This window comes from Corallococcus terminator, assembly GCF_049194865.1.
In the GTDB taxonomy this organism is placed as follows: domain Bacteria; phylum Myxococcota; class Myxococcia; order Myxococcales; family Myxococcaceae; genus Myxococcus; species Myxococcus terminator_A.
This window is the reverse complement of record NZ_JBLZWL010000059.1, coordinates 40,516-53,203: the sequence shown is the minus strand read 5'-3', so window position 1 is coordinate 53,203 and position 12,688 is coordinate 40,516. Positions and strand designations below refer to the sequence as shown.

Sequence of the window (12,688 nt, the reverse complement as noted above, 5' to 3'; positions counted from 1 at the left end):
GGAGGGGACGGGCATCCGTCTGGAGAACTCCAAGGGCACCGTGGTGGTGAACAACACCGTCACCAACGTGTCCACCGGCCTCGTCATCGGCCACGGCACGGGCGGCCCCACCCAGTCTCCGGTGGTGCGCAACAACATCCTGGATGGCGCCATCGCCGTGGACATGGGCGGCCAGGCGCCGGGCATCAAGCTGGGCAACAACCTCTTCGCCGCCAGCGGTCAGTTCAAGAGCAACGGCGCGGTGGTGAGCGTGGATCAGTTCAAGAGCACGTCGGGGGACGCGTCGTCCGCCAGCGGCTCCGCGGACCTGGGCGAGGGCTTCGGCCCGGGCGCGCTGGCCGTGGACAAGGGCATCGACGTGGGCCTGCCGTTCTGCGGCGGTGCTCCCGACATCGGCGCGGTGGAACTGGGCTGCTGACCCGCTGAACCCTCGCCAGGAGGAGCGCCGGGCGTACGCCCGTCTGGCGGCTCCCCTGGCTCGCGGGGAAAAAGAAAAGGCCCGATGCGGAGAGACTTCCGCATCGGGCCTTTTCTTTGTGAGGCGCCACCCGGATTCGAACCGGGGAATGAAGGTTTTGCAGACCTTTGCCTTACCACTTGGCTATGGCGCCAACGGCTTGGGGCCGGGTTTATACGCAGCCCGCCCGTGCCCGGTCAAGGATTCAACGGAAGCGGAGGGCGGCTCCGGCCGGTACGATTCGCGTCATGAGCGACGCCCGTGGGTGGGCTTCGCGCGTTCGAACGGGCCGAGGGGTTTCCAGATGCTGCATGGACATGGGGTGTACGAGGAAGAGCACGAGGCCTTTCGCCGCACCGTCAGGGCGGTGGTGGAGAAGGAGATCCTCCCCTACGTCGCGGGTTGGGAGGAGGCGGAGGAGTTCCCCCGGGAGCTCTTCGCGCGCTTCGGCGAGCTGGGCTTCCTGGGGCTGAAGTACCCCGTGGAGTACGGGGGCACGGACGCCGGTTGCCTCTACGAGGCGGTGCTGCTGGAGGAGCTGGGGCGGTGTGGCTCGGGCGGCGTGTCCGCGGGCCTGGGAGCGCAGTTCACCATCGCCACCGGCCCGCTCCACCTGTTCGGCACGGACGAGCAGAAGCGCCGCTGGCTGGCCCCGGCGATTCGGGGCGAGAAGATTGGCGCGCTGGGAATCACGGAGCCGGACGCCGGCTCGGACGTGGCGGGTCTTCGCACCACGGCGCGGCGGGATGGCGACCACTACATCGTCAACGGCTCCAAGACGTACATCACCAACGGCGTGCGCGCGGACTTCGTCGTCATGGCGGTGAAGACGGACACCTCCGCCGGGCACAAGGGCCTGTCCATGCTGGTGGTGGAGAAGGACACGCCAGGCTTCACGGTGAGCCGCAAGCTGAAGAAGCTGGGGTGGCGGGCCTCGGACACCGCCGAGCTGTTCCTGGAGGACTGCCGCATCCCCGTGGAGAACCTGCTGGGGGTGGAGAACCAGGGCTTCTCGCAGATCATGGGCAACTTCCAGTGGGAGCGCCTGTCGCTCGCGCTGGGCGCCGTGGGCGCCATGGAGGACATGCTGGAGCGCGTCGTCGAGCACGTGAAGTCGCGCCGCGCCTTTGGCCAGGCGCTCAGCCAGCTCCAGGTGGTGCGCCACAAGCTGGCGGACCTGTTCACCGCCCGGGAGTGTGCCCGTCAGCTCACCTACCACGCCCTGCGCCTGCACTCGGCGGGGGAGTGGGCCGTGGCGCAGACCTCCATGGCGAAGAAGGTGTCCACCGAGACGGCGTGCCGCGTCGCCGACGAGTGCCTCCAGCTCCACGGGGGCGCCGGCTACATGATGGAGTACGACATCCAGCGTCATTGGCGCGATGCCCGCCTGGGCCCCATCGGTGGCGGGGCCAGCGAGGTGATGAACGAGATCATCGCCAAGCAGCTCGGGCTGTAGGCCCGAGGTCCGCGAGGAGGGGAGGGGCAGGCGACCAGGCGGGATGGAAGAGGTCCGCGAGGTCCAGGGTTGAGCCCCGAGAGCCCCCGCGGAGGTCCCTCGTGGAGTCCAGCATCCTGTGTACCGAGCTGTACCTGCGCCTGGGAGATGACGAGATCCTCGTCATCGACTGCCGCGCCCCGACCGAATGGGAGCACCATGACCTGCACATCCCTGGCGCCCTGAAGATGACCCCCACGGAGGTGGCCAGGGATCACCGCATGCTCCCCGACGACGAGCTCATCGTCCTGTGCGGTGGCACCCACGACGGGTCCGATGTCCACCGCGTCTGCCGCCTGCTGCGCATGCACGGGCGGGAGGCGGTGTGCCTCGACGGAGGGCTCTCGGCGTGGATTCGGGGGGGCTACCCCACCGAGCGCCGTGTCCGTGCCCAGGTGGCGATGCCCCGCTGAGGTTCGGTGGATGCGGTGCGTCGTCAAAGGGTGTATGGAGCGGCGGACTTCCTCCCTCGGAGAACCGTCCCCATGGCCAAGCTTCGTGCCGCCCTTGTTGGCGCCACCGGACTCGCGGGTCAGCAATTCATCGCGGCCCTCAGGAATCACCCGTTCATCGAGCTGACCGGCCTGGCCGCGTCGCCTCGCTCGGCGGGCAAATCCTACGGGGACGCCCTGCGCACGGCCAACGGCATGACAGCGTGGTTCGTCTCGGAGCCGCTGTCGCCCGAGACGGCCCGCATGCAGGTGGTCAGCGGCGACGCGCTCCAGGCCAAGGACTACGACCTCGTCTTCTCCGCCGTGGAGGCGGACGTGGCGCGTGAGCTGGAGCCCCGGCTGGCGAAGGACATCCCCGTCTTCTCCGCCGCCAGCGCCTTCCGCTACGACGACGACGTCCCCCTGCTCATCCCCCCCGTCAACGCCGCGCACGCGCCGCTCGTGCGCGAGCAGCAGCGCAAGCGGGGCTGGAAGGGCTTCATCGTCCCCAGCCCCAACTGCACGACGACGGGCCTCGCCGTCACGCTGGCCCCGCTCGTCGAGCGCTTCGGGGTGAAGGCCGTGCTGATGACCAGCCTCCAGGCCATGTCCGGCGCCGGACGCTCTCCGGGGGTCATCGGCATGGACATCATCGACAACGTCATCCCCTACATCCCGAAGGAGGAGCACAAGGTCGAGGTGGAGACGAAGAAGATCCTCGGTGCCCTGAACGCGGGTGGCGCGGCCCTCACTCCCCACGACCTCCGGGTTTCCTGCACCTGCACCCGCGTGGCGGTGATGGAGGGGCATACCGAGTCCGTCTTCGTCTCGCTCGGCACCAAGGCCACGGTGGCCGAAGTCACCCAGGCGATGCGCGAGTGGCGCGGCGCCGAGGTGGCCCGGGACCTGCCGTCCTCGCCCGTCCGCTGGATTGAGGTGATGGACGACCCCTTCCGTCCTCAGCCGAGGCTGGACCGGGAGACCCACGGGGGCATGGCCACCACGGTCGGCCGCGTGCGCGAGGATGGTGTGCTGGAGAACGGCTTCAAGTACGTGCTCGTCTCCCACAACACCAAGATGGGGGCCGCTCGCGGGTCCATCCTCGTGGCCGAACAGCTGCGGGCCCAGGGGTTGCTCGGCTGACAGCGACACGCGTCGGACAGGTGTCACAAATTCAGGGTGCCATCCCTGGAACGAACCATTAGTCTGCGCGCCCACGGACGCGCTGAAGAATTTTAGAGGAGAGCTTTCATGGCCTACGTCGTCGCGGACCCTTGCATCAAGTGCAAGTACACTGACTGTGTCGAGGTCTGCCCGGTCAATTGTTTTTACGAGGGTGCGAACTTCCTGGTCATCCACCCCGACGAGTGCATCGACTGTGGCGCCTGCGAGCCAGTGTGCCCCACCAAGGCCATCTTCCCGGAGACCGAGCTCCCCAAGGAGTGGTCGGAGTACAAGGCGCTGAACGCGGACTTCGCCACCAAGTGGCCGAACATCGCGGAGAAGAAGGCGTCGCTGGCTGATGCCGAGGAGTACAAGGAGAAGAAGGACAAGCGCGCCCTGCTGGATAACGCGCCCGGCAAGTAGCCCGCTGGCGCTTGTCGCGCCCGTGAGTCTCGTGGAGGCCCTCCCGCCCGTTGCTGGCGCGAGGGCCTTCGCCGTTCCGGGCCCGCTCATCCAGCGCGCAGCGAGCGGAGCTTCAGCCCGCGCGCCTCCAGTGCGTCTCTCAGTCGAGCAACCTCCTCGGTGGGCACCGGCCCGTGGTGTCCCTGGATGCGGAGCATCACCTCGCGAGGGCCCGTTCGCTCCACCTCCACCGTCGCGTCGAGTGTCCCCCGCACGCTGAGGCTCAGCGCCGGACGCTGCGACTTCACGAAGACCTCGATGCGCTCGATGAGCTCCAGCGCGGAGTCGACGCGGGACGTCGGCGCTGGCTCGCTCGGCGCCGCCCCCCCTGTTGCCGCGCTCCTTCCCTCCGTGCCGATTCCCTCCGGAGCAGGCACGGTCCGGTGTGCTTCCCGCGGTGTGGTGGGGGACTCGGTGCTGAAGGAACTGCTCGGAGGAGGGACGGAGGCGCGTGGCTCCCGAGCAAGCTCACGCGAGAGGAGGTCCGTGAGGCGGTGCTCGGTGCGCTCCTGGCTCACGCTCTGGGCTTCACCTCGTACGCTCCCCAGTCGGAAGGACTCGGCGTGCATCGCCTGTCGCGTCACCGTGAGGCGCTCGGGAGTGGACAGTGCGCCCCGGGAGGTCGCGAGGACGAGGGAGGCTGCCCGCGCGGCGCCGAGGCCCGCCGCATGGGGTGTGGTGGGCAGCAGGGGAGGCCGCGCGGGCCGGGAGCCCAGTGCGGCGGGTCTGGGCGTGGATAGCGCGGGCCTCTTCGGCGCGGCTTCCTGGAGTGCTCGCTGGAACCGCTCTCCGTCGGGGCGTTGCTGCGTCGGAGTGCTGCTCTCGGTTCGGGTCTCGGCGTCGACCTTCATGTCATCCCTCGCAGGCTTGGACGCGAGGGACGAAGCAGTCGTCATGCCAGGGCTTCGACACCGGGGTGCGGCGTGTCGAAGGAGGACGTCACCATCCCGGCGCGCGGAGGCGAGGCTCCGGCGAGGGACGGCTCAGCGCCCCTTGCTTCCGAAGGCCCCGGGCTGGACGGGGGCGATGCCGGACAGGTCATTGACGGCCAGGGGGCACGAGACCAGGGCCATCGGCTCGACGAGGGTGCCGACGCGCGCCCAGTCCCGCTCCTGGAAGAGGAGCGCGTCGCGGATCTCGACCGAGGACAAGCCCTTCTTGTATTCCCAGAAGCGCCCGCGCACGAGCACACGGTTGCCCTTGAGCAGCTTGTTGAGGTCGACGTACTGCTTGTCCTGGAGGATGGCGGTGATCTCCACGCGCTCGCGCTTGCGCGGCTTGCCGAACTGGAACTCGTAGGTCGCCGTCGGGGGCGGCTCGGGCTCCACCCAGAGGAGTCGAGCCACCATGCGCTCCGGCTCGGGCTCCTCGCCCTTCTTGAGCTTCTTCTTCTTGGGCTTCTCCAGCTTGACGTCCACCAGCTCCATCCCGCTGAAGGCCAGCTCGTGGTCCAGGTAGTTGTCGCGGAACAGCGCCTCGGCGGTGGACATGGCCACCGAGTTCACGCGGGAGACCTCCTCCGCGTAGCGCTCGCGCAGCACCGGCAGGGTGAGCAGGAAGCTGTCCACGGGCTTCACGCCGTCGGCGAGGAAGCGCATCCGCGCCATGTCGATGGCGGGATAGAAGGGGACGAGCGACTCGGCGGTCTGGAGCCAGTCGCCAGGCAGCTGCTTGTTGATGAGGACGCGGCGCACCATGGCCACGAAGTAGCTGTTGCCCGGGAATCGGTCCGTGACCAGCTGGGTGCCCAGCGCCTGCACCAGCGCGGGGTCCAGCATGAAGTTCTCGTCGCGCTTGTGGAACTGGGTGCCCACCTCGCCCAGCATCGTCAGGAACGCGCCCACCACCTGTGCGCAGTTCGCATCCGCGGTGCCCTGGTTGAGGGCCTGGTACAGGCGCGTGCGGGTGAAGCGCTTGTCCACGGCCTCCTCGCGGAAGATGGGGGCTTCACCGGTGCCGAAGAAGAACTCCGGCTGCGCGATGGCGGGGCCGGCGAGCAGGCTCAGGGCAAGTGCGAGCAGTCGGGCAATACGCATGAGGCCCCCAGCCTATCACCCCGAGGCCCCCGCGGAGAGGGGCCTTGGCGCTGGCTCCGAGGGGGCGATGGCGGCCCGCAGGACGAGGGCGGCGGCCCCCAGCTCCAGCACCCCGGCCACGGCGAAGAGCCGGTGTCCCCCGAGCCAGTCGTAGCCGATGCCCGCGGACAGGTAGCCGACGAGTCCTCCCAGTCCGAAGGTGAACGCGGCGAACAAGGCCTGTCCGGACGCACGCAGCTCCGGGGGCACACGTCGCGAGAGGAAGGCCACGCTGCCCACGTAGAAGGCGCCGAACGTCAGGCCGTGCAGGGGCGCGAGCAGCAGCATTCCCGTGGGAGATGACACCAGGGCCATGCCGCCCCAGCGCAGCGCGCTCATGGCGAAGGCGACAGCCAGGACGTTGCGCGGCGCGAACCCACCCGCCACGCGAGGGTAGAGCGCCATCACCCCCACCTCCGCGAGGACGCCCAGGCCCGCCACCGTGCCCACGACGGCGGGGGAAAGCCCCAGGGCCATGACGTGGATGGAGAACGTCCCATGGAACGGCGCGCACGCCATCCAGTGCAGGCAGGTGGCGGCGAGCAGCCAGCGCAAGTCGCGGTGACGCAGGAGCTGGAGTCCCGCGAAGGGGCTCAGTCCCCGGCTCGCGGCCGCGGTGTCGCGAAGGGTGAGGCTCCAGGGCACCAGCGCGGCGAGCAGCACGAGTGGAACCAGGACGACCGTCCGGTCCACGTCCGTGGCGAGCAGCCCGAAGAGGACGGACGAGGCGATGAAGCCCAGCGAGCCGAAGAGGCGCAGGTGCGAGAAGCTGTCGCCGGTGCGCGCGACGTGGTGGAGGGTGAGGGTGTCCATGAGCGGCGTGAAGGCGGACGCGAAGCACGCGTAGAGCGCCATGGCGGGCACGAGCGTCTCGAAGGTGCGGGCACTGGCCACCAGCCCGAAAGCGAGCGCCGCGCCGAGCGCCAGCACGGTGAGGACGCGGGACGTACGGCCGGTGCGGTCGGCGAGGTGCCCCCACAGCGGGGGGACGACCAGCGAGACGCACGGGCTGAGGCACAGCAGGAGCCCCACCTGCGTCGCCGAGAGGGAGAGCGACTTGAACCAGGCGGGCAGGAACGGGAGGACGATGCCTACCGTGGCGAAGTAGAGGAAGTAGAAGCCCGCCAGTGGCAGACGGCTGGCGAAAGGGCGGGGGCTCATGAACGGTTGGGACCTTGACATGTCCGGGTGCTTTTCCGCCTGTTGGCCTCGCGTCCTTTTGTGTACCTTGCCCTCGACATGGCCAGTCCCACGGATACTTCCGCGCCCGTCACCATCACTCAGATTTTGAGTGAGGCGGAGCTCTTTCAGGCGCTCGCCATCCGCGAGGTGGTGTTCATCGAGGAGCAGCACGTCCCCGAGGGCATCGAGCGGGATGCCGAGGACGCGCACGCCTACCACATCATCGCCAACCAGGGTGGCCACGCCATCGGCACGGGGCGGCTGGTGATGCTGCCTCAGTCTCCCTCGGGAGAGCAGGGCCCGTGGGGCCAGATAGGGCGCATGGCGGTGCTCCAGGCGCACCGCAAGGCGCGCGTGGGCTCGCTGCTGCTGACGTCGCTGGAGGAGGAAGCCCGGCGACGCGGCGTCAAGGGCATCATGCTGCACGCGCAGCTCTACGCGCTCGAGTTCTACAAGAAGCACGGCTACGCCGAGATGGGCACCGTGTTCCTCGAGGGTGGCATCGACCACCTCGAGATGCGCAAGCGCTTCTAGTCAGCGGCGCGGAGGACGGGGCGCGGGCGGCTGCGCGTGCCTCGGGTCCTCCGGCCAGGAGTGGCGCGGGTACTTGCGCCCCAGCTCCTTTCGGAGCGCCGGGTAGTGCCGCTCCCAGAAACCCGCCAGGTCGGTCGTCACCTGCACGGCGCGCATGTTGGGCGCGAGCAGGTGGAGCACGAGCGGCACGCGGCCGGCGCACACGCTGGGCCCCTGGGCCAGCCCGAAGAAGTCTTGCAGGCGTGACTCCACCCAGGGCGGCTTGCCCGGCTCGTAGTTCACCTTGACGCCGCGGCCACCAGGCAGCGTGACGCGCTCGGGAGCGTGGGTGGCGAGCAGCCGTTGTTGCTCGGAGTTGAGCCGCGCGTAGAGCGCGTCGATGAGGGACACACCTTCCAGGTCCTTGAAGCTGCGCGCGTCCGAGCACAGGGATGCGAGCGCGTCGCGCAGGAAGGTGTCATCCACGGTGGGGAACTTCGCCTCGGGGAAGGCCTGGGCGAGCAGGGCCACGCGCGTGCGCCACTGCTGCAGGGCTTCGGGGTCGGCGAAGCGACCGGGGCCCGCGGCGAGCGCCGCATCGACGAGCACCCGTGCCGTTGCTTCGGACGCGGGGGCGGGGGCGCGGGTCTCCTCGAGCATGAGGTTGCCGTAGGAGAGGCGCGTGAGGCGCTCCACGCGGCGGGCCTCGGCGTTCCACTGGAGGGTGTCCACCTCTTCGAGGGCGTCCGGGTAGAGGTCCAGGAGCCACTCGGGTTCCACGGCGCTGGCCAGTCGCACCACGGCGCCCTTGCCTGGACGCTCTTCCGCGTCCACTGCCACCATGAGGTCGGCGTCCTGTACGACGCTCAGCTCGGAGAGGGACGCGGTGCCGCCGCCGAAGAGGAGCAGCTCGGGAGCGCGAGGCCGACGCCTGCGCGCGACGCGGTCCGGGTAGCCGGCGAGGACGCTGAGCATGAGGGCCTGCTCGATGTCCTCCGCGCGGTGGGGCTTGTCGCCCTGGCCACGCACGGCGCGACGGAGCTGCTTCTGCACGCGGTCCACGGACTGCACCGCGCCCTGTTCGAGGGAGAGCGAGTGCAGGCGCCCGGACGCGAAGCCCGCGCGCTCGGCCTCGCGGAAGCGCTCCAGCAGCTCGAGCAGATCCGAGGGACCGCTGACGACCGCGGCGGCGCGGCCACCTCCGCCCAGGTTGGCGCGAGCCTCACGGCGGATGTCCCGCTCGCCCATGAGGGCCGCGAGCGTGGCGGCCTCGGCGCCGACGCCCCGGCGCTCGCCTTCGACGATGACGCGGGCCTGGCGGGGGTGGACGGGGAAGCGCAGCAGCCGTTGTCCCACGTCGGTGACGATGCCCTTCGAGTCGACGGCGCCGAGTCGACGAAGCAGCGTCTCCGCCGCGTCGAGCGAGGCTGCGGGAGGGGGGCTCGAAGAATGGGAAGGCACCGAGGTCGACGACGCCGGAGGCGCGCAGGGAGAGCACGGTCTCCGCCAGGTCCATGCGGCGGATTTCGGGGGCTTCCTGCTCGGGGCGACCGTCGAAGTCGTGCTGGGTGTAGAGGCGGATGCAGTGACCGGCGCGGGTGCGGCCGGCGCGGCCGGCGCGCTGGATGGCGGAGGCGCGGCTCACCTTGGACAGCTTGAGGGTGGGCAGTCCGGACCAGGGCGAGTGGCTGGCGACGCGTGCCAGGCCCGTGTCGATGACCACGGAGACGCCGTCGATGGTGACGGACGTCTCCGCCACGTTGGTGGAGAGGATGATCTTCCGGCGCGAACTCTTGCGCACGGCGCGGTCCTGTTCCGCGGGGGAGAGGTCTCCGTGGAGCGGGAGGACGTCGGTGGCGTGGCGCTCGGCGAACTCCGCGCAGGCGTCGCGCGTGCGGCGAATCTCCCCGGCGCCAGGGAGGAAGACGAGCACGTCGCCATCCACTCCGTTGGTGAACAGGCGCTTGATGGCGGAGAGGACCTGCAGGTCCAGGTGCCGGTCGTCCGGAGCGGGGAGATACTCCACGCTGACGTCGAAGCGACGTCCCTGCGAGCGCAGGGAGAGACAACCTCCAAGGTAGGCGCGAACGGGTTCGGCCTCCAGGGTCGCGGACATGACGACGAGCTTGAGGTCGGGGCGACGAGTCTCTTGCAGGCGGCGAAGCAGCGCGAGGGAGATGTCCGCGGACAGGTGTCGCTCGTGGAACTCGTCGAGCACGACGATGCCCACGTCGCGAAGGGTGGGGTCGGACAGGAGTCGGCGTCCGAGCACGCCCTCGGTGACGAAGGACAGGCGTGTCTTGGCGCTGCGCACGTCCTCGAAGCGGACCTGGTAGCCGACGGTGTCGCCCACGCGCTCGCCGATCTCCTCGGAGACGCGCTGAGCGGCGAGTCGGGTGGGGAGGCGTCGCGGTTGGAGGACGACGATCTCCTTGCCTCCACCGAGCCCTGCTTCCAGCAGTGCGCGGGGCACGCGGGTCGTCTTGCCCGCACCGGGAGGCGCCTCGAGCACGAGTGAGCGAGCACCGCGCAAGGTGGTGACGATGTCCGGAAGGAGCGGGTCGATGGGAAGGGAAGCGTCCGCCATGTCCGGGTTCCTCTAACGCGCGAGCCGAAGCTCGCTCAGGGGGTCTCGGTTCCCGCGGCGCCAGGCGTTGACGTCACGCCCTTCTTCTTGCGCACGGCGGGAGCCTGGGCACGCGAGGGTTCCGGAGCGGCCGAGTCGTCCGATGCAAGGGAAGCGCTCGAATCGCGAGCGCGTCCGCGAGCCGACGGGGCGCGTGAGCCCTCCGACGCGTTGGCGGTATCGCTGGCGGTTGGAGGCGAGCCAGGCTCGCGAGCGCGTCCGCGAGCCGACTGTGCGTGCGAGCCCTCCGACGCGTTGGCGGTATCACTGGCGGTTGGAGGCGAGCCAGGGTCGCGAGCGCGTCGTCCGCGAGCTCCTTCTGAATCGCCGGACGCTTCGCCCGACGTCGAGCCCGCCTCCGAGGCGCGCTTTCGTCCACGACCCGAGCCAGGGCGTGAGGTCTCCGCCGAGTCAGTGGTGCCATCGCCGGAGGACGGAGCCTCCTCGGACTCACGCTTGCGTCCACGAGGAGCCACTGCCCGTGTCTCCTCCGCCGCGTTTCCACGCTCCGGCTCGCTCGTTGCCAACGCCTCGGAGACAGCGGTGTCCGCGCTGCTCTCGTGAGGCCCGGTCGCCGCCGGGCCCGTGTCTTGCTCGACGTGAGTGTCGACAGCGTCCGCAGCGACAACCGCACCCTCGGTCGACGCGTGCGACGGAGAGAGAGGCACCTCGCCGTCGGAAGACGAGTCGAGGGCGGCGACCTCCGCCAGCTCGGCCTCGGTGGGCTCCATGGAGTCCGAGGGCTCGAGGTCGAACGCGCCCAGTCCGTCGTCGGAGGGAGCCAGTCCGCGACCCGCGCGACGCTTGGGCTTGAGTCCGAGTGCCGCGGCTTCATGGACACTGGGAACGGGAACGAGCGCGGCCTCGGAGAGCAGGCGCGCCTGGCGCAGCGCCACTTCGAGCTTGCGCCCCAGGTTCACCAGCTCCTCGCGGAGCATGGCCTCCTGTTCGAGGGAGAGTGGCGCGGGCTCATGACTGGCGCGCCACTCGGCATGCGCGGCGGCGACCTGGTCCACCACCGGGCGGACGAGCGCGAAGTCCTCGCGAGCGAAGATGCGCGAGACGTAGGAGCTGCGGGTGCGCCGCTCGTAGGATGTGGCGTACTCGAAGATGACCTCCCGAGGCGCGCGTCGGAGCTGGGCGAACTTGAGGTGGGGGAAGAGCGCCTCGATGACGGGAGCGCGGCTGCTGGCGGTGAAGGTGATGCCGGCGTGCAGCTTCTCCAATGCATCGACCCAGAGACCCTGTTGGTGGAAGGAGTATTCCTCGCGGGCCTCGTCCAGCTCGGGCAGGTCCTTGACACGGTCGACCACTCCGGACGCGGGAGCGCGAGTGGTGCGCACCAGTTCCAGGGCGGTGGTCAGCCAGCTCTTCTCGGCCTCCAGGCCAGGGCGGCCGGCGAGCATCTCTCCCGCGGTCGCGATCCGACCCTCGAAAGCCTCGGCGAAGCGGATGAGCTCATAGGACTCGAGCGTCGATGACATGCGAAGGCCTCCTCGGAAAGGCGGCGGGAGATACCACAGCCCGGGCTCGGCTCCGAGCGCGTGCGGAAGGGGTCAGGTTCCGCCGAGCAGCGTCGGAAGGGCTTCGCGGTGCGAGAAGTCCGGGAAGGCGGCATGGGCGCCGGCCTGCAGGAGGGCCTCGGCGGTGAAGGTCCCCGTGCCCACGCCGATGCACTCGGCGCCGATGCCGAGCGCCGCGTCGACGTCCTTGGGGGTATCCCCGATGATGACCACCCGGCACTGCTCGCGAGGGACACCGAGCGTCGCCGCGCCTGCCTCGGCGCCTCGGCGGATCAGCTCCACGCGGTCCTCATGGTCGCAGCCGAAGCCGCCGAAGGCGAACTGGTCATGGATGCCCACGCGCTCCAGCTTCAGGCGCGCGCCATCGCGGACGTTGCCGGTGCCCAGGCCCACGGCGAAGCCGGGGCGACCGCGCGCCGCGTGCACGGCCTCGCGCATGCCGGGGAACACGAGGTAGCGGGCGCCTTCGACCTTCTGGATTTCGTCCGCGAGGTGGGTGAGGTAGGCGGCGATGCCGGCATCGATGGCGGCCTCGGTGTCCTCGACGCCGATGATGCGCAGGGCGGTGCGGACGATGCCTCGGTCCGTCATGCCGGACATGTGGAACGAGTCGCAGGCATCGCGGCGACCATGAAGCTGCTCGAAGGCGCGGTCCATGGCCCGGCGTCCCGCGCCGCCGGTGGTGACGAGGGTGCCATCGATATCGAACAGGAGGACCGTGGGGCGCATGGCCCCCATCTAACGGAAGGCCTGGGCCGAC

10 protein-coding genes, 1 tRNA gene and 2 pseudogenes are annotated in these 12,688 nt (G+C 69.9%); 6 read left to right on the top strand and 7 right to left on the bottom strand.

Translation table 11 applies throughout. From position 1 onward, the window contains the following. A pseudogene (locus ACN469_RS19600) lies at positions 1-418 on the top strand (right-handed parallel beta-helix repeat-containing protein); the annotation flags it as partial. Positions 419-539: 121 nt separating this feature from the next. Here the strand turns inward: ACN469_RS19600 and ACN469_RS19595 are convergent. Next, a tRNA-Cys gene (locus tag ACN469_RS19595) sits at positions 540-611 on the bottom strand. Positions 612-761: 150 nt separating this feature from the next. On the opposite strand from ACN469_RS19595, the gene ACN469_RS19590 reads away from it, so the two are divergent. The 4 genes from ACN469_RS19590 (at position 762) to fdxA (ending at position 3,970) form a co-directional block, all read left to right on the top strand. Next, positions 762-1,913, top strand: coding sequence for an acyl-CoA dehydrogenase family protein (locus ACN469_RS19590; RefSeq protein ID WP_498770104.1), 1,152 nt, complete (start codon positions 762-764; stop codon positions 1,911-1,913). Positions 1,914-2,014: 101 nt separating this feature from the next. Next, positions 2,015-2,365 (top strand): rhodanese-like domain-containing protein, encoded by a 351-nt coding sequence (locus tag ACN469_RS19585; RefSeq protein WP_498770102.1) that lies wholly within the window; start codon positions 2,015-2,017, stop codon positions 2,363-2,365. Between the two features lie 72 nt (positions 2,366-2,437). After that, on the top strand, positions 2,438-3,526 hold the full coding sequence (gene asd / locus ACN469_RS19580) for an aspartate-semialdehyde dehydrogenase (RefSeq protein WP_498770100.1): 1,089 nt from the start codon (positions 2,438-2,440) through the stop codon (positions 3,524-3,526). Between the two features lie 108 nt (positions 3,527-3,634). Then, the gene (fdxA, locus tag ACN469_RS19575; RefSeq protein WP_498770098.1) at positions 3,635-3,970 is read left to right on the top strand and encodes a ferredoxin FdxA; all 336 of its coding nucleotides are present in this window, start codon (positions 3,635-3,637) and stop codon (positions 3,968-3,970) included. An 86-nt stretch (positions 3,971-4,056) separates the two neighbouring features. Here fdxA and ACN469_RS19570 read toward each other — a convergent pair whose 3' ends face one another. The 3 genes from ACN469_RS19570 to ACN469_RS19560 all read right to left on the bottom strand — a co-directional run bounded on the left by ACN469_RS19570 (position 4,057) and on the right by ACN469_RS19560 (position 7,245). After that, on the bottom strand, positions 4,057-4,860 hold the full coding sequence (locus tag ACN469_RS19570; protein ID WP_498770096.1) for a hypothetical protein: 804 nt from the start codon (positions 4,858-4,860) through the stop codon (positions 4,057-4,059). 132 nt (positions 4,861-4,992) lie between these two features. Then, complete coding sequence (locus ACN469_RS19565) at positions 4,993-6,045, bottom strand: hypothetical protein (protein ID WP_498770095.1); 1,053 nt, start codon at positions 6,043-6,045, stop codon at positions 4,993-4,995. 15 nt (positions 6,046-6,060) lie between these two features. Next, positions 6,061-7,245 (bottom strand): MFS transporter, encoded by a 1,185-nt coding sequence (locus ACN469_RS19560; protein ID WP_498770093.1) that lies wholly within the window; start codon positions 7,243-7,245, stop codon positions 6,061-6,063. Positions 7,246-7,323: 78 nt separating this feature from the next. On the opposite strand from ACN469_RS19560, the gene ACN469_RS19555 reads away from it, so the two are divergent. Next, on the top strand, positions 7,324-7,800 hold the full coding sequence (locus ACN469_RS19555; protein ID WP_498770091.1) for a GNAT family N-acetyltransferase: 477 nt from the start codon (positions 7,324-7,326) through the stop codon (positions 7,798-7,800). Here the strand turns inward: ACN469_RS19555 and hrpB are convergent. The 3 genes and pseudogenes from hrpB to ACN469_RS19540 all read right to left on the bottom strand — a co-directional run bounded on the left by hrpB (position 7,801) and on the right by ACN469_RS19540 (position 12,666). Beyond that, positions 7,801-10,366, bottom strand: a pseudogene (gene hrpB, locus ACN469_RS19550) (ATP-dependent helicase HrpB). It abuts the gene before it with no gap. 35 nt (positions 10,367-10,401) lie between these two features. Beyond that, positions 10,402-11,889, bottom strand: coding sequence for a hypothetical protein (locus ACN469_RS19545; RefSeq protein WP_498770090.1), 1,488 nt, complete (start codon positions 11,887-11,889; stop codon positions 10,402-10,404). Between the two features lie 72 nt (positions 11,890-11,961). Beyond that, positions 11,962-12,666, bottom strand: coding sequence for an HAD family hydrolase (locus ACN469_RS19540; protein ID WP_498770088.1), 705 nt, complete (start codon positions 12,664-12,666; stop codon positions 11,962-11,964). Positions 12,667-12,688: the final 22 nt, after the last annotated feature.

What these genes read in the sequence shown, in the direction of transcription:
- ACN469_RS19590 (WP_498770104.1), top strand. Translation starts at nt 762, where the DNA reads ATGCTGCATGGACATGGGGTGTACGAGGAAGAGCACGAGGCCTTTCGC.
- asd (WP_498770100.1), top strand. Translation starts at nt 2,438, where the DNA reads ATGGCCAAGCTTCGTGCCGCCCTTGTTGGCGCCACCGGACTCGCGGGT.
- fdxA (WP_498770098.1), top strand. Translation starts at nt 3,635, where the DNA reads ATGGCCTACGTCGTCGCGGACCCTTGCATCAAGTGCAAGTACACTGAC.
- ACN469_RS19570 (WP_498770096.1), bottom strand. Translation starts at nt 4,860, where the DNA reads ATGAAGGTCGACGCCGAGACCCGAACCGAGAGCAGCACTCCGACGCAG.
- ACN469_RS19565 (WP_498770095.1), bottom strand. Translation starts at nt 6,045, where the DNA reads ATGCGTATTGCCCGACTGCTCGCACTTGCCCTGAGCCTGCTCGCCGGC.
- ACN469_RS19560 (WP_498770093.1), bottom strand. Translation starts at nt 7,245, where the DNA reads ATGAGCCCCCGCCCTTTCGCCAGCCGTCTGCCACTGGCGGGCTTCTAC.
- ACN469_RS19555 (WP_498770091.1), top strand. Translation starts at nt 7,324, where the DNA reads ATGGCCAGTCCCACGGATACTTCCGCGCCCGTCACCATCACTCAGATT.
- ACN469_RS19545 (WP_498770090.1), bottom strand. Translation starts at nt 11,889, where the DNA reads ATGTCATCGACGCTCGAGTCCTATGAGCTCATCCGCTTCGCCGAGGCT.
- ACN469_RS19540 (WP_498770088.1), bottom strand. Translation starts at nt 12,666, where the DNA reads ATGGGGGCCATGCGCCCCACGGTCCTCCTGTTCGATATCGATGGCACC.